Origin of the sequence: Paenibacillus pseudetheri, assembly GCF_924513355.1 — a bacterium.
Taxonomy (GTDB): Bacteria; Bacillota; Bacilli; order Paenibacillales; family Paenibacillaceae; genus Paenibacillus_AQ; species Paenibacillus_AQ pseudetheri.
The window spans coordinates 201881-220470 of sequence record NZ_CAKMAB010000006.1 but is presented as its reverse complement, the minus strand read 5'-3'; the positions used below and the strand labels follow the sequence as shown (position 1 = coordinate 220470).

At 44.4% G+C, this 18590-nt stretch carries 17 protein-coding genes; 9 read left to right on the top strand and 8 right to left on the bottom strand.

From position 1 onward, the window contains the following. Positions 1-16: 16 nt before the first annotated feature. Positions 17-472: a hypothetical protein gene (locus tag L1028_RS08045; RefSeq protein WP_234532854.1), complete on the top strand. Its 456-nt coding sequence runs from the start codon at positions 17-19 to the stop codon at positions 470-472. Positions 473-546: 74 nt separating this feature from the next. Here L1028_RS08045 and L1028_RS08040 read toward each other — a convergent pair whose 3' ends face one another. After that, the gene (locus tag L1028_RS08040) at positions 547-1380 is read right to left on the bottom strand and encodes a hypothetical protein (RefSeq protein ID WP_234532853.1); all 834 of its coding nucleotides are present in this window, start codon (positions 1378-1380) and stop codon (positions 547-549) included. Positions 1381-1604: 224 nt separating this feature from the next. Between L1028_RS08040 and L1028_RS08035 the strand changes: the two genes are divergently transcribed. Further along, on the top strand, positions 1605-2201 hold the full coding sequence (locus L1028_RS08035) for a TetR/AcrR family transcriptional regulator (protein ID WP_234532852.1): 597 nt from the start codon (positions 1605-1607) through the stop codon (positions 2199-2201). 82 nt (positions 2202-2283) lie between these two features. Here the strand turns inward: L1028_RS08035 and L1028_RS08030 are convergent, their stop codons facing one another. Genes L1028_RS08030 through L1028_RS08005 form a run of 6 tightly spaced genes read right to left on the bottom strand, consistent with a single transcriptional unit; the run spans position 2284 to position 7476 of the window. Further along, the gene (locus L1028_RS08030) at positions 2284-3150 is read right to left on the bottom strand and encodes a metallophosphoesterase family protein (protein ID WP_234532849.1); all 867 of its coding nucleotides are present in this window, start codon (positions 3148-3150) and stop codon (positions 2284-2286) included. Positions 3151-3201: 51 nt separating this feature from the next. After that, positions 3202-3516, bottom strand: a complete 315-nt coding sequence (locus L1028_RS08025; protein WP_060626586.1) for a DMT family transporter — start codon at positions 3514-3516, stop codon at positions 3202-3204. Positions 3517-3539: 23 nt separating this feature from the next. Continuing rightward, positions 3540-4328, bottom strand: a complete 789-nt coding sequence (locus L1028_RS08020) for an HAD family hydrolase (protein WP_234532847.1) — start codon at positions 4326-4328, stop codon at positions 3540-3542. Positions 4329-4342: 14 nt separating this feature from the next. Continuing rightward, positions 4343-5689 carry an ABC transporter substrate-binding protein gene (locus tag L1028_RS08015; RefSeq protein WP_234532912.1) on the bottom strand — a complete coding sequence of 449 codons (1347 nt, stop codon included), beginning with the start codon at positions 5687-5689 and terminating at the stop codon, positions 4343-4345. Between the two features lie 34 nt (positions 5690-5723). Further along, the gene (locus L1028_RS08010; RefSeq protein ID WP_234532845.1) at positions 5724-6569 is read right to left on the bottom strand and encodes a carbohydrate ABC transporter permease; all 846 of its coding nucleotides are present in this window, start codon (positions 6567-6569) and stop codon (positions 5724-5726) included. A gap of 25 nt (positions 6570-6594) precedes the next feature. Beyond that, entirely contained in the window at positions 6595-7476 is an 882-nt protein-coding gene (locus L1028_RS08005; RefSeq protein ID WP_234532843.1) for a carbohydrate ABC transporter permease, read from the bottom strand. A gap of 218 nt (positions 7477-7694) precedes the next feature. Between L1028_RS08005 and L1028_RS08000 the strand changes: the two genes are divergently transcribed. From L1028_RS08000 to L1028_RS07990, 3 genes are all read left to right on the top strand, one after another. After that, a complete protein-coding gene (locus L1028_RS08000; protein ID WP_234532841.1) occupies positions 7695-8252 on the top strand; it encodes a GbsR/MarR family transcriptional regulator in 558 nt (185 codons plus the stop codon). 217 nt (positions 8253-8469) lie between these two features. Next, positions 8470-9648, top strand: coding sequence for a polysaccharide deacetylase family protein (locus L1028_RS07995; protein WP_234532910.1), 1179 nt, complete (start codon positions 8470-8472; stop codon positions 9646-9648). Between the two features lie 168 nt (positions 9649-9816). After that, positions 9817-10833 (top strand): AI-2E family transporter, encoded by a 1017-nt coding sequence (locus L1028_RS07990; RefSeq protein WP_234532839.1) that lies wholly within the window; start codon positions 9817-9819, stop codon positions 10831-10833. A gap of 218 nt (positions 10834-11051) precedes the next feature. Here the strand turns inward: L1028_RS07990 and L1028_RS07985 are convergent, their stop codons facing one another. Continuing rightward, a complete protein-coding gene (locus tag L1028_RS07985; RefSeq protein ID WP_234532837.1) occupies positions 11052-11441 on the bottom strand; it encodes a hypothetical protein in 390 nt (129 codons plus the stop codon). A 255-nt stretch (positions 11442-11696) separates the two neighbouring features. Between L1028_RS07985 and L1028_RS07980 the strand changes: the two genes are divergently transcribed. The 4 genes from L1028_RS07980 (at position 11697) to L1028_RS07965 (ending at position 18579) form a co-directional block, all read left to right on the top strand. Next, entirely contained in the window at positions 11697-17588 is a 5892-nt protein-coding gene (locus tag L1028_RS07980; protein ID WP_234532835.1) for an S-layer homology domain-containing protein, read from the top strand. Between the two features lie 243 nt (positions 17589-17831). Further along, complete coding sequence (locus L1028_RS07975; protein WP_234532833.1) at positions 17832-18104, top strand: CHASE2 domain-containing protein; 273 nt, start codon at positions 17832-17834, stop codon at positions 18102-18104. A 39-nt stretch (positions 18105-18143) separates the two neighbouring features. Then, the gene (locus tag L1028_RS07970; RefSeq protein ID WP_234532831.1) at positions 18144-18362 is read left to right on the top strand and encodes a hypothetical protein; all 219 of its coding nucleotides are present in this window, start codon (positions 18144-18146) and stop codon (positions 18360-18362) included. Continuing rightward, positions 18316-18579 (top strand): copper amine oxidase N-terminal domain-containing protein, encoded by a 264-nt coding sequence (locus L1028_RS07965; RefSeq protein ID WP_234532829.1) that lies wholly within the window; start codon positions 18316-18318, stop codon positions 18577-18579. The genes L1028_RS07970 and L1028_RS07965 overlap by 47 nt, the downstream gene beginning before the upstream one ends. Positions 18580-18590: the final 11 nt, after the last annotated feature.

Below are 18590 nucleotides of genomic sequence, written 5' to 3'. Positions count from 1 at the left end.
TATGGGGGGAATCAGGATGTCAGACAATTTGAACCGGGTAAGGTTATCCCAGTGGGATGCTTTACTGGTAGAATCACTTCGCGCTTTGGGCTGGTCTAATGAGGATATTCTTCGTAAAGTGGCGGAGGGCGATTTGCCCGTTGACGAGAGTGAATATGAATTTGATTATAAGCAGTTGACCACTTTGCAAGCGGAGCAGCCAGAACTGTTCGAGCAAGCGGTGAAGACAGGCTATCAGATCAAATACAACACGATTCGTGGCATTCGTAGCTGGATATGGGTTGCTCTTGGTAAAGAGGGAGAGCTGGAGCTTGAAGAGGGTAAAGAAGCGGTAGAAGTAGCTTTGACTGTGGCTGAGAAGGAACATCTGGCATCTGTGCTGTCTTTCGGCTGGCAGATTCACGGTGGAGCCGGCGTGGCAGACGATGCCGGTGCTAACGCAAGCTACCGGATCGAGCCGATTCAACGATAACCTCTCCGAGAGAGAAGAAACAAAGAGAGAACGCCCTTATCCTTTCCTCATGGAAAGGATAAGGGCGTTCTTGGTTAGTTCACTTCAGCTCGGCCACGCCGGAAGCTGATTTCTGCTTTGCCGGTGTGGAGCTGCCACATATGCCAGAATACAAACGGAACAATCATAATAAAGTTGATGATTCCCCAATAGTTCATGACGTCTGCATTGTACCACGACGTAGCATCCATTAGTGTCGGGAACAGGCTAACGAAGCAGGCGCGTAGAAGTAAATGTGCCGCTAATGTATAGACCCGTGCAATGATATAGAGTTCTGGGCGGCGTTTGATGATGGGATAGAGCTCGGCTGCGAGAAGAATGCATAGCGAGCTTGCAAAGAACTTCGGACTCTCGGCATAGACGAAGGCTGCATTCCAAGTTGTATAGAGGAAGTTCCAGCCGATTGTCGTATACACAATAAGATCGCCGTGCGATTGCGTGGAAATCTTCCAGTATTTTGGCGCAAAAGGGATGGTTATACATAATAAGAGGCCGGTTAGCGCGTTGAACGTATTCCCCATTGTGAAGTCTTTAATGGTCGCTTCCATAATATTAAGGAATAGCACGCCATATACGAACCACAATACCCAATCCTTCTGCAACCCATTCCAGAACGGTCCTTTTCGTTTCTCGTAGTTAGCAATACGAATGAATCCAACAAATATCGTAGGAAGAATTACACTTAAAATCTTGGCCCACCGAAACCAGCCTTCGACACCGCCCATAAGCCATAAGGGGAAGGTTAGTAAGGATGCAATCCAGAACCAATGGGCAAACCTATAATGCTTGCGCATGATACTGACAACAATAAGAAGCAGAACTATGTAGCCGATCATACTAACGCCGTACTGCCATGCAGGAATATCCATGATAAACCTCCTTTTTTGTGAAAGCGTAATCAATTTTTGCCGATACTGAGCTTCACCCCTGTAAAGCTTGGTTAATTCATAAACATAACAACTGTTCGGTTTTATTGTATTAGGAATTAATTGGTTCTGTCTGTGCTAATTAACACACAAAAAACAAATCAGATTCAGTACTCTTTTCATATAAAAATAATTCGCAACAAGCGATTCAGTTGGGCGGGGAGTTTATGTCTGAGGATAGAAAATTACATATTATTGAGGCGACCAATCGTGTGATCTATCGAATGGGTATTGCGGGTACGACCATGCGGAGGATTGCCGATGAAGCCGGGCTGAGCACGGGGGCTCTGTATCATCATTACAATAGTAAAGAAGAGATTCTTTATGATGCGATGGATCGCAGTCTATCCGTATCTACGAGAATTGCCGAGGAGGTACAGCAAGGGAAGTATAGCCGCCGGGAAGTTATTGAGCAAATCAGCGAGAATGTGAAAGATCGTTTTAACAAAATAGATGACAATCGAATGCAGTTCTATCTTGCCCAGGAAGCGATACTCGGGAACGAGGAAATCTCAAATCAATTGAAAGTTAAGTATAAGAAATGGATTGGTCATACCGAGGAGCTGTTGCAACGCTTGTACGAAAAACAACCCGGGAAATACAATAAAGCCATTGCCTCATTGCTGATTGGAGCTATTGACGGGATCGTTATGCAGACGCTGCTGGGTGTGGCGAATAAGGATGATATTGAAGATATTTGCGAGGTATACCACAAACTTCTTGTAGAAGGCATTCCGAAGCTGTTAGAAGCATGGGATGAATAACGCAGAGCGCGGCGGTGCGGCTAATCCTTCTGCGCGTAATTCACATAATGAAACTCCCCGCAGCTTTCTGCGGGGAGTTTCATTATACGTTTACTGCTGTATAAGCAACCTCATATTGTGCAGCTTCAATCCAGGTTCCTGTCTTAAAGTCTCTGCCCCGGATAAGCACTTTATCTCTAAATACTTCCACATAGAAGCCTTGGCTGCCTGTCTTATGCTTATCTTCGTTTGTCCAAAGGTAGGCGACAGAAGCAGCATTAAACATCGTTGCCATCTCTCCATGGCCAGGGTGCATAGTGTTGTCTACCTCTAGCTCCCAATGGGTGTGACCAGTGAATAACAAAGTCTGGGGGTGTCTCGAAAGAATCTCTTTTAATTCCTTATCTTGCGTGACGCCATACCAATCTTGTGATTCTAGCGATCCGGCTACGGTATCTTTAAGCGGTTGATGCAGGAATAGAAAGATAGGCTGATCCGGTGAAGATTGCTCCCCAAGCTTATGCTCCAGCCAATCAAGCTGTTTAGAGGAAAGATGACAGAATTTAGGTAATCCTTTTTCTGTACCCAGAAAAATAAAATGATAGCCATTAATCCAGTGATCATGATAGGGTCCAGACATTCCAGTCTGTGACGTATACATTCCTAAGCGAGACTTCCATATCCCGAGGCCTACATCATGATTACCTAAAGTGAAAGTAATATCGGGCAAGTCAGCCTTATGTTGATTAATGATACGAAGCATTTCTTTATATTCAGCAGAAAACCCGTGGTCTGTGACATCACCGATATGCATAATCCCGCTGCTACCTTCTCCATGTGCGGCTATATCACGGAGCGCCAGCTCAAAATTAAGATTGTACTCATGGTTTCGGTTAGCGGTGACATGCGTATCCGTGATGATCTGAAAGGTGATAACTGGTTTATCTTCAGGTGATGTGTTCGTACTCATGTTTAGGCATCCTCCTTCATCTATGAACCTAACAAATACTGTTTCTGTTCGCTAATGCGTCTTGCCGCTAATGTTCAGCCCTATGATCCCGGTAATGATAACGGCTATCCATAGTAGTGAGGATAGGGTCAGCTTTTCTTCAAAAAACAGGGCTCCTATGAAGGAAATCAGGATGATTCCCGCACCTGACCATATCGCATATGCAACGCCTACCTTAATAGAAGTGAGGGCATAATTCAGGGAGGTGAAGCTGGCTCCATAGAACAGGAACATGAGCACGGAAGGCCAGAGCTGAGTGAACCCCTGAGATATTTTCATTGAGATGGTCCCCGAGAGTTCGAACACAATAGCTAGCGTCAGAAACATCCATGCCCATATTCCTTCTATTTTCACAGGGAAGTAACCTCGATGCTGAGTTCAGCGTAAGATCGCACAATGAGATCTGCATCCGGGAGAATATGCGTCAAAGCAATAGTGTCTTCATTTTCAGTGATACCTATGGCTACCTGAACGCCCGCTGCTTTAGCCATTCGCATATCCCCATTAGTATCACCGATAACAGCTGTGTGCGCGGGTTCAACGGCCAACCTTTCGCAGGCAAGCTGTACCATGTCGGGGAAGGGTTTACCCTGATCCACAAGGTCTGTTCCAATTACCTCGGAGAAATAATGCCGTATGCCTAGCCATTGGAGATGTTTCTCTGCAGCATCTGTTTCATCTGCGGTCACCACGGCGAGAGGGATGCCAGCACTCACACACTCATCAAGAAAACGATGAAGTCCCGGCAGCGAATGAACGGGGCGTTTCTCTTCCAACATAACATCCGCTTCCAGACGGCACTGATGAACAAGCTCCATGGACTCCGCCCAAGATAAACCTTGCAGATAACCCTGCCATGACAGGATGGCATAGAGATCACGCATAGTCCCCATAGCCAGGGGTCCGTTGCGATCATAATCGGTAATGCTTCCTTGGGCATTGTGTATAGTTCCCATTAATGCAGGGAGCTGTTCTTCTGGAATCTGTAGTCCTCTTTGCTTCATATCCTTCGTGAATCTCTCTAACAAACATTCGCCCCAGCTGCCCCAGAGGGATACGAACTGGAGCAGCGTACCATCCTTGTCGAATAGAATAGCTGCTACAGCGTATCTGCCTTGTGGCGTGATGAGCTCAGACATGAACTCCACCGCCTTTATTTTAATTTATCAAGCGCTGCTTGCGCCGTTTCCTGTGCTTCCTTAAGTGCTTGTGCTGCAGGAATATTCTCAATTTGCACCTTATCAGCGGCGATTTTCAGCGCATCGTTGATTTTGCCGCCAGTAGGGTCTTGGAAAGGTGCAGAACCATGGGAAGCTTGCATCAACGGAACCTTAATCTGTGGATTGTTTTCGCTGAATGACACAAACGCCGGGTCTTGCAATGCGGATTGGCGCACCGAAATATATCCAGTATTAATCGACCAGAAGGCTGTGTTCTCAGCATTTGTGAAGTAGGTTAGCCATTTCATAGCCGCTTGTTTCTCACTGTCGCTAGCTTTAGATAGAATGCCGGCCATCAGCGCTTGGGCTACGGGTTTTCCCTCACCAATCCCTGCCCAGCCTGGTTGCTCCATAGCAGAAACAATGCTAAAGTCGAGATCGCCCTGATCGCCACTGGAGCCGGTGTAGCCTGCGGATTGACCCTTCATTACATCATCAATTGTCTTGTACCAATACTCCCAGCCTTGACCCCCAGAATGAATCCGCATGATCTTATCCTCGTGAATCCACTTGCGGAACAAATCCCAGGTTTCGATCCACTCTTTAGAGTCGATCATAACTTGTTTACCATCCTCACTAAGGATAGTGCCTCCTTTGCTGAGCACGGCATCAATCATGTTCCCTGAACCCCACATAGGCTCCCAACCATAGAGGGTGGTTTTGCCGCCGTCCTTCACTGTCATTTTCGCAGCTGCAGCAGCTAGATCTTCCCAAGTCTTTAGTGTGCTAGCATCAATTCCATTCTTCTCAAAAGTATCCTTGCGATAGTACATGACCTGCGTTGTTCCATACATCGGCAGGAAGTATTGCTTACCATCAACCTGGCCCTGACTTAGAAAGGTTTGGACAAAATCCTCTTTATTAAAATCTGGCTGCAGTGCCATAAGCTCGTCTATCGGAGCGAAATATCCTTTACGGGCCCAATCTACATTTGAGGAGAGAGCAGCAGCGGGCACTTTTCCTGTAGCAATCGCCGCTTGCAGCTTCTGCTCGGTTTCGGTGTAGTCTGCCTGAGTGATACCTTTGACAATGACCTCTTGCTGAGAGGCGTTAAATTTCTGAATCAGTGCCTCCATATTCTCACCAAGCTTGCCGCCGAGACCATACCAGAATTCGATTGTCACCGGTGCATTTTGTGTGGGTGCAGCCTCTGCGGATGGGGAGGAAGAAGCTCCATTCGCCGCTGTAACATTACCCGTACTCGTATTTCCTCCGCAAGCTGTTAACATTGTAAATCCGGCAACCAAAGATAGGGCGGATAGTCTCTTCAATACGTTCATCATCATTCTCCTCTTATTAAATAGAATTGTTAGCTTATCCTTTGCTGGAACCAGCGGTCATGTTGACACTTTGCATGATCGTTTTCTGAGCTAGTAGAAATACTAGCAGCAACGGGGCGATGGTGAATGCACTAGCGGCCATGATCAGCGGCCATTTCAATCCGTAAGCACCTCCTTGAGTGAAGAAACTACGTAGTCCCGCCGAAACTAGCTGTAGATTAGGGTCTTTGGTGATCAGCATCGGCCAGAAATAGTTATTGTACTGATCAATGAAGGTGATCAGGGCTAGCACAGCAAAGGAAGAACGTGTAATGGGGACAAGAATGGTCCAGAGAATCCGCATATGTGAGGAACCATCCACTTCTCCAGCCTCTACCAGCTCATGGGGAACCTGAAGAAATGCTTGCCGGATTAGAAAAATGGAGAAGACACTTACACAGTTAGATAGAATCAATCCGGCATATGAATCCAGTAGATGAAGCTGGGACAATACCAGATATCCGGGAAGATAAACGGCGGTGGCAGGAACCATATAGCCGAAAAGAATGACACCTGCGAACAGCGCTCTGAAGCGAAACTTCATATGCGTAAGTGCATATGCCATCATCCCGGAATTTATCACCTGCAAAATAACAATCGACACGGCGACAAATACGCTATTGCCCATATATCTAAAGAAAGGGGCTTCGTGCCAGGCGGCTGAAAAGTTACTCCACAGCGGCTCTTTCGGCCAGATCGTCGGCGGAGACTGCCAGATTTCATCATTGGTTTTTAAGGCGCTGGTGACCATCCAATAGAAGGGGAAGGCCATGATCAGTGCAATAGCTGCAAAAAATAGATGGCGTGCCAGTTTGCCCACGCGTACGGTCGTTGCATTCATCAGTCGTTCTCCTTTACAGCAGTAGTTATTGATAATGGGTTGTCCGTTTACTAACCTCTAATGAGATTACGGAGAGCAGCATACATATAAATACCAGAATCATTGCGACACTAGAGGCTTCTCCAATCTGAAAGGCTTCAAAGGCAGACTGATAATACATATAGAGCAAGGTACGTGTTGATCCCGACGGTCCACCTTGTGTGAGTACGTTAATCTGGTCGTATGCCTGTAACGCACCGATGATCTGTACGATGAACAGAAATAGTGTCGTTGGCGAGATTAGCGGTAAAGTAATACGGCTGAATTTTTGAACAGCATTTGCTCCATCCAGTTCAGCGGCTTCCAACAGATCATTAGGGACATTACGCAGCGCCACCAAGTAAAAAATCATCGCCCAGCCTACCGATTTCCATATCGTCACGAGCAGAACGCCGAGCAGCGCCCATTTAGGATCTTGAAGCCAGCCGATTTTTTCTAGACCGAATAGATCAAGTACAGTATTGGCAAGGCCGATTTCAGGTTCATAGATCCAGGACCAGACAATCGATACCGCCACGGTCGGCGTGACCCAAGGGGAGAAAAGCAGTACCTGATAGAGGGTGGAGCCTTTCAGCTTTCCGTTCATCAGGAGTGCTAGTCCAAGTCCGATCAGAATAACGGGCAGTACACTTCCCGCACAGAATAACAGGGTTACTTTTAGTGCTTTATAGAAGGCAGGATTGCTGAACAGATCCAGATAGTTGGTTAGTCCGACAAAGGTTTTCTCGGGGCTCATGAAGTCCCATTCGGTAAAGCTGAGATAAAATACATAAAGTAATGGCGCAAGCCAAAATACCACGAATGGAATCATTGCCGGCAAGGTGAAGAGCACCGGTTTCAACTCCCCTATAAATCTCGAGCGTTTCATTATTCTGTCGATACCCCATTCCATCTTCTGTTTTTTGCGGTATAATTCTGAGGAAAGCTCATCCGTTCAAAAAAAATTGTACACTCATCTGGCAGCTGCGTGGTCAAGCGGGCGTAAAGATCGATACGAGATTATGTAAAAATTTTAGAGATTAGCGAAAGTAGTTGCTATTTTGTGTAAAATAGAAAGTAGATTCTAAGTGGAATGAAGGTGCAGCTATGAAACAGGTAGCCTTTGGTGAAGAGAATAGAGACTTATCTCCACGTGAGCAGCTGCTGCGTCCGATGATCGATGCGATTGCTCAGACAATGGACTTATACGGTGCCAATTACTCATTCGGGCAGCTGTATGGAATTATGTTCTTTGAAGACCGGCCGATGACGCTTGAAGAGATGAAGAATGTGATGAATATGAGCAAGAGTAATATGAGCTATGGGGTCCGTTCTTTGATGGCTTCCAAGATGGTCACCAAGCTGGAGGAGAAGCGGGAACGAAAGGATCTGTATGCAGTGGAAACAGATTTTTTTCAGACCTTTAAGAACTTTTTTGGAATGAAGCTGCAGCGGGAGATTGATGTCATGAGACAAGCCTTGGATGTTGTTATTCCTGAGCTGGAAGGATTGGTTCAAGCCGTGGATACTCCTGAGGATGAGCGGCAATTCTGCCTGAAGGATCTGGAGAAGCTGGAGCATGCCGTTCAATATTATGATTGGCTGCAGCAGTTTGTGGACGAGCTTGGGGAAGAAAATTACTTCGCAGACAAGAGAAGGATCTAGACCGTCTACAATTACACATAGATGTACATAATTATATATAGATCTCCATGTGAGGGAGGTGTTCCTTAAGTCAGTTCAGGCTTAGGGATCGCCTCCTATTTTTATTATAAGAAACAAAATTAAGAAGGAAATGTAACCAAAAGTAGGTGGAACTGTCACCAAATATGTAGTTACATAGTGAATAAAAGATCTTTTTAAGGAGATTCAGAGCTTGCATATGAAAAAATATATGATGCTTTTAGTCATCGTTCTGCTAATAAGTCTTGCTGCTATTTTTAACAATCAACGTGAGTCTTCTGCAGTTACTATAGATGTGAACGGTCAAATGATTAAGACGGTAGCTACATACCCGGCCTCGTCTGATGAGCTTATGATTCCCAAGGCTGTTGCCGAACAGGCTCTTAATATGCGTATCGACTGGCAGAAGCAGGGGCCACTTCCGAAAGGTATTTACTATAGAGACCATGTAACTGTGCTGATGTACCATCATCTTTCTGAGAAGCCAATGCCGCAGTTTCCTTGGATCTTATCTGCCGATCGGTTTGATGATCAAATGAACCTGCTGAAGCAGGAAGGGTTTCACGTGATTACGATGGAACAATATCGAGAATTTATGCTGAACGGTGGCACGGTTCCAGACAATGCAGTGCTGCTGACTTTTGATGATGGATATGAGAGTTTTTATGAGCTGGCCTTTCCGATCTTGAAAAAATATGGCTATACGGCAGTGAATTTCGTTATCGTATCTACAATTGATCACCCAGATCCGAATAGTGTGCCGAAACTCAACTGGGAGCAGATGCGGGAAATGAAGCGTGACGGGATGGGATTCTATAGTCACACGTACGATTTACACCATTATGGTATCGTGGATGCTGAGGGTGGGGAGCGGCCAGCCGCCAGTGCTTTGTTATATATTGACGATGAGAACAGAAACGAGCTGAATTCGGAGTACTACAGCAGAGTTACTCGTGATTTGGCCAAGGCAGAGCAAAGGCTGAAGGAAGAGCTGGGGAATACCGATTCAGCGATTGCCTTTCCATATGGATCATACAACGACCGATTGTTATCCGCATGTGATTCACTTGGAATTTCGCTGACATTTAAAATCCAAGATGGGATCAATGCGAGAACGGACCGGAACGCCTCCCGAATCAACGGGGGAAGTCAGATTCTATCCGCAATCCAAACCCTTGAGCAGATTAAACATATAGATTCGCCCATGGAATTAACCCTGAATAACCAAAGAGTAGCTCTAATAGGAAGTGCGCCCGAAATGAGGAAAGGGACCTTGATGGTTCCGTTTATACAATTATGCAAAGATCTACATATTGATCTCAACTACGATCAGAAGAGTCGAATCATTAAGTTAATACACACAACGGATGGCCCGTAGAAGGCTAAGGAAATGTATGGAATGGGAATCATCTTTCCCTATGTTCATTAGGAGATTACAAAAAGTGTGAAATTTCGCCAATTTGGGCGAATCACTAGTTGCTATAAGTGAATTCCTTACTGTAGACTATAAATAGAGTACTAATTGGTAGGCGAATGGAGAGAACAGATGGAAGTATTTAAGCGTTATTACGCGAATTTAACGGTCCGGCGTTTTTTTATTTTGGGGCTGGTTGCCCTGCTGCTGTTCAGTATTAGAGATATGCTCAATTTAGTACTGTTAACATTTCTGATTGCTTATGTAATGAACAGCTTTCAAGTGCTGCTCACGAAGCGGATCAATAAATATGTTGCAGTCAACAGTAAAGTCATTATTATTATTTTATATTTAGCTCTGATTGCTCTGATCGTAGTGACCTTAGTGAATTATTTACCGAAGGTCTTCACTCAGATTAAGCAGTTAACAAATTTTCTAACCAGTTTAACCCCTGCAAATATCCCGCAGAACGAAATTGTACAGTATTTATTTTCCCAGCTTAAGGATTTGAACTACCAGTCTTATGTGAAAGATGGTCTTGAATACGTCCTTAAAATAAGTAATTGGGGCACTAGCTTCGTATTATCCACCATTCTGAGCTTTGTCTTTATTCTTGAGAAGAACAGAATTGTCAGTTTCACTGCCCGTCTTAAAGAGAGCAAGATTTCCTGGTTCTATGTTGAGCTTGAGTATTTCGGTAGAAAATTCATCTCATCGTTTGGTAAAGTGATCGAAGCGCAAATTCTGATCGCGCTGTTTAATACATGCTTTACGGTGATTGGACTCTGGATCTTAGGTTTTCCGTATCTATTCGCCTTATCGATTATGATCTTCCTGCTTAGTTTGATTCCAGTTGTAGGCTTTGTGATCTCCTTAATACCACTTTGTATTATTGGTTACAACATTGGCGGCATAGCAATGACGATATATGTATTGGTTATGATCGCCATACTACATTTTGTCGAGGGTTACTTCTTAAATCCAAAACTGATGTCATCCAAAATGAATCTGCCTATGTTCTACACCTTTATCGTACTTCTCTTCTCTGAGCACTATATGGGTGTATGGGGTCTAATTCTCGGCATTCCAATTTTTGTGTTCTTCCTGGATATACTTGAGATCAATAGAGATAACAAGATAGAGACTTAGGAATTCAGTTAAATAGCGTTTAATATACGAAGAGGGTGATCCGATAGCCATTCAATGGCTTTCGGATCACCCTCTTTATTTAAATATAAGAATCTATAATTTTCACGCTATATAATCCTTATATTTCCCGCATAAACACTTACCGTCCATTAGGGACGCAGAAGGCGTTTTAGCTTGTGACGCGGAGAAATGTTATACGGCCACTATATGTATCTTTCTTAGCCGAAAGAAGTGAGAACGCTCTCCGTAACGATGTCCCTCAGCTCCGCTTTGTGTGCTGCATATTGCTCGGCTGTAATGCTTCCGGAGGCTAGCCGTGAATCCAGCTGTTCCGTTAGCTGGGTTACCTGTAGATTGATCACATCTTCAATATCTGTGTTTTGTTCTATTGCAATATCTTGAAGTGACTTGCCGTCATATAAGGCATCGTAAAGATCATCATCTGTAGATTGGTTAAGGGCTTTCAATAATAATTCGTCTTTATCCGCAACACTTGTGGTGGACCATTGAGTTGACGAGCTTGCGTTAGCAGTAAGGCTACTCCAAGCATTTCCGAAAGACATTACTATAACTACGGTTCCTACTATAATCACTCTTTTTATATCCATTAGAGTCCTCTTTTCTTATTTTACAAATAACGTTTTATGGTTTCTGTTGAAAGTGTTTGTGATGGTTGTGGTTTAACTTATTTCTATTATAACCCGGAAAGCTGAGCTAAAGCTTAAACAATATTTAAGATAACCTAAAGATTTAACACTCAAATGATATAGCGATAATATACCCCTAGTATACTTTCCAGATGATCTAAATTGCATATTTATGCAGAAGGGTCACAATCAAACTTACGGGGAGTGTTCGGAGTTTTGAGAATAACAGCAAAAGCTAAACGTTTTCTATCCAGCGTAATTGCAAGTAGTCTGATGTTGGGGATCATGGTTCCAGCAGGATATGCGGAAGAACAGCAGCTGGATACAGAGCAGACATCTTCCGAATTAGGAGCACATTTTGATGAACAGGTTGAGCTCAACACGCTTTTAAGTCAACCGACTGTAATGACAGATGTATATGCGACACCAACCAATCCAGGCTCTTTACTTATTACTGAGGTTGTTCCGGATACTAAAAATGTAAAAGGTGTAGATGGAACCTCTGTAGATGGTTACGAATTTGTTGAGGTCTACAATAATACGGACGAGCCGGTTAACTTTAAGGATTATTATTTCTTTTATAATGATAAAGATACTTGGACACCAAATGGTGATGCGGTCATACCGGCGCATGGAAATATCGTCTTCTGGATTATGAACGGCAATAATCTGAGTGTTCCTGCCGAGGATTTCATCAAAAACTTTAATCCTTCTGTATCTCTGCAAGAAGGTGTAAACCTGTTCCGTATTAACGGTGGCGGTGGTATGGCAAACGCTTCTCCGCGCAACTTACAAATTAAAAGTAAGGCAGGAGAGGCTCTTATTGTCTCTGCTTCTTATGGAAAAGAACAGGTGAAGGAAAACAACGGGATTTTCTATAAGTATTCGCAATCCGATAGCTCTACGATGAGTCTCATGGCGATTTCGGGAACGCTTGCGGCTACACCAGGGACCGTAGATCCAGAACAACTGCCTGAGCTAGTGCCTGGAGACAAGCAACCGGTAATTGAACACCTCTCGCAGAGCAGTATAGATCCAGCTGATCTTCCCATCACCGCGAAGATTACGAACCTAGAGATTGGACCAGACGGAACGCTACCGGTAGTGAAATTGCAATACGGCTCTCCTTCTCAGGTGAAAGATACGGTAATCACCATGACCTCAAAAGGCGAGGGGGAATATACTGCCGTGATTCCTGCGGCTGCGCTGGAAGAACCAGAACTTCACTACAGCATCCATGTAAACAATGTAACAGAGAGCTATTCTGTTCATGTGAACCTGCCTGCATTCGATTCGAATAATGTGCCGCCGCTGTTAATTACAGAGCTGCTGTCCAATTCGACGAATGTAAAAGGAACGAGCAGCGATGCTTTTGAATTCATTGAGGTATATAACAATACGGATGCACCGATTGATTTTAAGAACTACAAGATCTATTATCGCTATCCTGATAAAGGCAATGCTTCCGATGTGAAGTGGCCCTCTACGAAAGAGAGTTTTGTAATTCCTGCACAGCAGTCCGTAGTGTTTTGGATTATTAATAGTGCTAACAGTACATACACCGCTAGTGATTTTAATGCAGAATTCAACACTAATCTGATCGATGGCACGAATCTCTTTCTAATCCAAAGTGATGGTATGGCCAACTCTGGCCGCCGGGCAGTCGTAATTAAGAGTAACACGGAGAAGGAAATTTCCTCCGCGTATTATGATGCTGACCTTACCTATGATGGTGGAGCTAAAGGTGATGACACCAAAGAAAATAAAGCCCTTCTATACAAGTATCCTGTGAATGGGCAAAGTAAAATGCTCAAGATTAGCACAGGATCAGCGGTTCCGTCACCAGGGCAGGTGGATGTAGTACAGCTTCCTAACACACCGATCCATGTGGAGCCGGATACAGAGAAGCCAACGGTAGATGATTTGACTGGTGTAACGGAGATTGATCAGTCGATGAGTCTGGATTTGAAGGCTTTTGCGGATGACAATAAAGCCGTTACGTCTGTTGAAGTAAGGATAGCATCGGATAAGCAGCCTGATTTTGTCAGCCATAATCTATCCCAAGACTTTAACGATAGCTTGTATCATTATAAATTGTCGTCTGCTGATTTGATTGGCAGAAATGAAATTCAGTATTACTTCGTCGTTTCCGATGGCACAAATGAGACTGAATCTCCGGTAATAAAAGTGAAAATTACAGGGGGTCCAGATCAATCAGCGCTTCGTTTGAATGTGAAGGATGGGCAATTCATTAATGGCTCTATGACGGTAAAAGGAACCTCTGCCACTTCCAAGGCTGATGAAGTGGGCCTGAGCATCGACAATAAAGTGCTCGGCAATAACGAGGTATATGCCGCGCTTGAGAATGATGCTTACTTTGTATTTGATGCGAAGAATGTAGACTATTATTTCAAAAATGGTATCACAATGGGACCAGAAGAATTAGGGGACGCGAGCATTCTATATACCTTTATGGACCCGATTACTACGTATACGACTTTGACCTTCCCGATCTCCTCTGCCGCATTACAAGTGGGCACGGATAATGTGATCTACATTCGGGCGGGCTCTAAATCATCGCCTTTTGACCCTCGTCCCGAGGAGAATAAAGATGACTTTGAAGTAAAGAATGTGCGCCTATTACTTGCAGATGGTACTGAAGTTTGGGACCCTGCTTATGCAGAACGTGATAAAGAAATTAAGATGGGGGACAGCGCAGGGAAGCATGAATCCATCGGCTTCCGGTTCGATCTGAAATCTGATTTATTCCGTTCGAAGGCTTATAACTGGAATACTAAAGAAGTAACTGACGGAGAACATAAAGTAACAGTGACCGAAGGTGGATCCAAGGTATCGTCAAACGTAGTTGTAGACAACACGCCACCATCCATTAAAGCATCGATTGAAGATGGAAAAACTTATCGCGGTAATTTCGTAATTACTGCTGAGATCAAGGATACTTACGCAGGTGTAGATAAAGTTAGCTTAATGCTGGATGGCAATGTTATTGAACTGCCTTATGCTACTTCATCTGGAAAGCTGTCCGGTGGAGACCATACGCTTTCTATCACGGCATTGGATAAGATAGGTAATCAGGTGGAAAAGGTAATTACATTCCATGTACCGAATGAAAATCCATTTGCACCACTCCTGATCTCACCTCAGAACTGGGAGAGCGGTGTGGGTACAAATCCGACCTTGAAGGTTAAGGTTGAAGATCCTAACCAGGATAAGATGGATGTTACCTTCTATAGAGGCTTCAAGTACGATGGTAACCATCCAGAGCAAGGATTTACTGGATTTAAGAACGCATCGGATACAGAACCGCCGAAGCAATCCGTTCCTGCGGGCGAAGAAGCCCTTAGCAGTGACGAATACAGCAAAATAAGTGCAGTTGACGGACAGTACTTAATTAACGATGCTGTTGAGCAATTCCCATATCAGCGCTATGAAATTAAGCTGGATGAATCGGTGAAGGCTTCAGATCGTGTGGATATTGAATGGAAGGGGAATTCACTTCCAGGTCGTAAAGTAAGTCTGTACGCGTGGAGTCCTGCTGAAGAGAAGTGGATACAGCTGGATCATTTGATTGCTGGTACTGAGGATTTCGAACTGAAATCTACGGTAACTGCTGGAGATTATAGAAATGGAAATAGTTTTGCGGTGATGGTTCAGGATGAAATTGCGTCCGTGGCTAAGACTGCACCTACAGTTACGCAGGATACCTATGATTTTTCTTTTGTATGGATGTCTGATACGCAATATTATTCTCAAAGCTACCCTTACATTTATCAGAAAAATGTAAAGTGGATTGCCGACAATAAGGATAATTTGAACTTGAAATATGTAATTCATACCGGAGATGTAGTGGACAAATCCTATCAGGAATATCAATGGGAAGAAGCCGATCGGGATATGAAGGTACTCGAGGATGCAGGTATTCCATATGGTGTTCTTGCGGGTAATCATGATGTAGGCCATCAAACCGGAGATTACACGAAATTCTGGCAATACTTTGGGGAATGGAGATTTAAGGACATGCCAACCTTTGGCGGATCCTATGACAACAACCGGGGCCATTATGATTTGGTATCTGCGAACGGAAATGACTTCATTATCGTATATATGGGCTGGGGACTGGCTGAAGAAGAAATTGAATGGATGAATGAGATCGTTGCTCGTTATCCAGAACGTAAAGCGATTCTTTGTCTTCATGAATACCTGCTCGTATCTAATAACCGCGCACCGATTGCCGATACGATCTTTGAAAAGGTTGTAAAACCTAACAAGAATGTAATCGCAGCTTTGTCCGGTCATTATCATGATGCGGAGCTTAAGGTAGATGAGTTGGACGATAATGGAGATGGCATTGCGGACCGCAGTGTATATCAAATGCTGGCAGATTATCAAGGTGCCGAAGAGGGTGGACTAGGTTATATTCGTCTGCTTCAGTTCGATGTAGCTAACAACAAGCTTCGTGTGAAGACTTATTCGCCTTATTTGGATGATTATAATTATTATGATGAAAATAAATTCCCGGGCAAAGATGAGTTCGTACTAGATCTCGATCTGCAGCCTGTAACCAAACGTGTAGCTACCGATTACATTGGAGTTAAGGTTTACAGTGATCAGACAATCGCGACCCAGCAGCAAGTAGAGAGCGGTACGGAGACTCAGGTCACTTGGAGTAAGTTGAATCCAGACAGTTACTATCAATGGTATACAAAAGTCGAGGATGATCACTCTGGTAGTGTGCTTTCAGACATTTGGGGCTTCTACACTGGAAAAGAGAATGTAACACCGACGCCGACGCCGGAGGAAACTCCGAAACCAGAAGTAACACCTGCCCCAGAGGTGACACCTAAACCAGAAGTGACTCCGACACCAACACCAGGGGTAACAGCTGCGCCTCCAGTAGTTTCGCCAATGCCTACAGTGACCCCGAGTCCTACAGCTGCACCTGTGGCGGTAAAAGGAAGCATTGAACTGACCTTGGCAAGTGACGGTACGTATACCGCTGATTCTACAGCGTGGAAGAAGCTGATAGAAGAGGCTACGACAGGTGGAAACATCAAGATTAGCTTGGGCGGAGGAGCTTTGACTCAAGATCAGTTTAAACTTGCACTTGATGCAGCGAGCATACAACAGGCTGTCGATAAGAAGCTGAATCTGAGTATTGTGACTTCCAACGTTACATTGAGCGTACCAACAAGCTCCTTACCAGTGATCCCAGCTGGAAGTGATAGATTGCTACTGAGCGTTGATACAAGCACAGCATCTGTGCAAACCAATGTCGCTGGAATGAGTCCATCCAGAGCTACCGTGACGCTGAACCTCAGTGCCACAGCAGGCGGCAAAGAAACGGCTATCCACCAGCTTAAAGGTGCTGTTACGATTACCCTGACGCTGACCAAGGAACAGCTTGCTAAGCTTGATACAGATTTTGCGGGTGTCTATTATGTAAATGGCAACACCTTGAAATATTTGGGTGGAGTGTTTAAGGATAATACCGTTACCTTCACAACAAATCATTTTTCCTCCTTCGCAGTGCTGGAATACCATAAGCAGTTTAGTGATACCGCTGGTCACTGGGCAGAGTCGTACATTTCCAAACTGACAGCTAAGCATATGATTAAGGGTATCGACGATACGCACTATGGTCCACAAGCGAATGTAACCCGTGCAGATTTTGTTACACTAGCCATTCGTTCACTCGGATTGAATGAGACAAGTGAAATTACGGGGAATGGTGCTTTTGCAGATGTATCAAAAAATGCTTATTATGCATCATCAATAGACAAAGCTGTCCAGCTTGGACTAGTTCAAGGCAGTGATGGCAAGTTCCGTCCTAAAGATGCGATTACACGTGAAGAAGCGGCTGTTGTCCTGCAGAAATTGATACAATACAAAGCTGGAGTGCAGTCTTCCGTTGCTGCTACTGCAAGCTTTAAGGATATGAATAGCGTATCAGAGTGGGCGAAGCAAGCGGTAAGTGAATTGAAAGCTAAGGGAATCCTGGATGGCAAGGGTGACAATAACTTCGATCCTCGTGGCAAAGTAACCCGTGCTGAAATTGCAAAACTACTTTATGGAATAATCAATTTATAAGAATAGTATGGCAAAAGCAGGCAGAGGTAACTCTGTTCTGCTTTTTGTCATTTTTTGTACCCTATATCCCTTTTCTTCTAGAAAGCAGGGAATTCTTATTATTCATATGATTTTTCATATATAATATTTTTGAATAAATTTTTAATAGACATAATCTAGCTGCTTATTATAGCGCTGGCTTGGACTCATTCCATAATACATAGATTGGAGAAACGAACCTTGTGAGTAAAGTTAGCACATATTTTGATTCTGCTTACTGTGATTTTTTCGGTTCTACTGTATAAAGGGAGTCTCGACTCCATTGATCATCTGTTACAAGATCGCGTGATGCAGCACGAGCGGCCAGTGGATACTGCCATTGCTATTATCGGAATAGACGATCAGAGCTTTGAGGACTTTGGCAGCTGGCCGTGGAGCAGAAATGTTCATGCACAGCTGTTAGATACGCTCTCCGAGGGACATCCAGCTGTGACCGGCTTTGACCTTACGTTCCCTGTAGGCTCGGAGGACCCATAGGCGGATGCTGAATTCGCCGCGGCTGTGACCTGTGCGGGGATGGATACTCTGAATAACAAGCTGAAGGTATTGAATCTCGATTTGCAAGCCCTTAAGCCACTGAGTAGCGAGGGTGATCTGCTCGATGCAGCCTCGCTACTACCAGTGGGTAAGGACATGCAAGTATGGTTGGACGGAGTGCAGGTGAAATTAAATACTACGAATCTGCCGCTTGAGCAATCCGACAAAATATATTTACCGGTTAGAGGCGCTATTTAGCTCATGGGGAGCTGGCGTTCGTTGGGATGCGATAAGCAAAGAGACTGTGATTAGCAAAGGGGAGAGGACACTTTCCCTAAAGCCAGACGCAAGCCTTAATGTGCAAAACATAAAGGGGACTTTATATGTGGCAGCGGAGTATTTGCCGACTGTTTCATCTTTTATGCAGGTATATGATGAGGACAGTCACGCAATTGTGCTGGAAAGTGGCCAATAATCATTCGATTT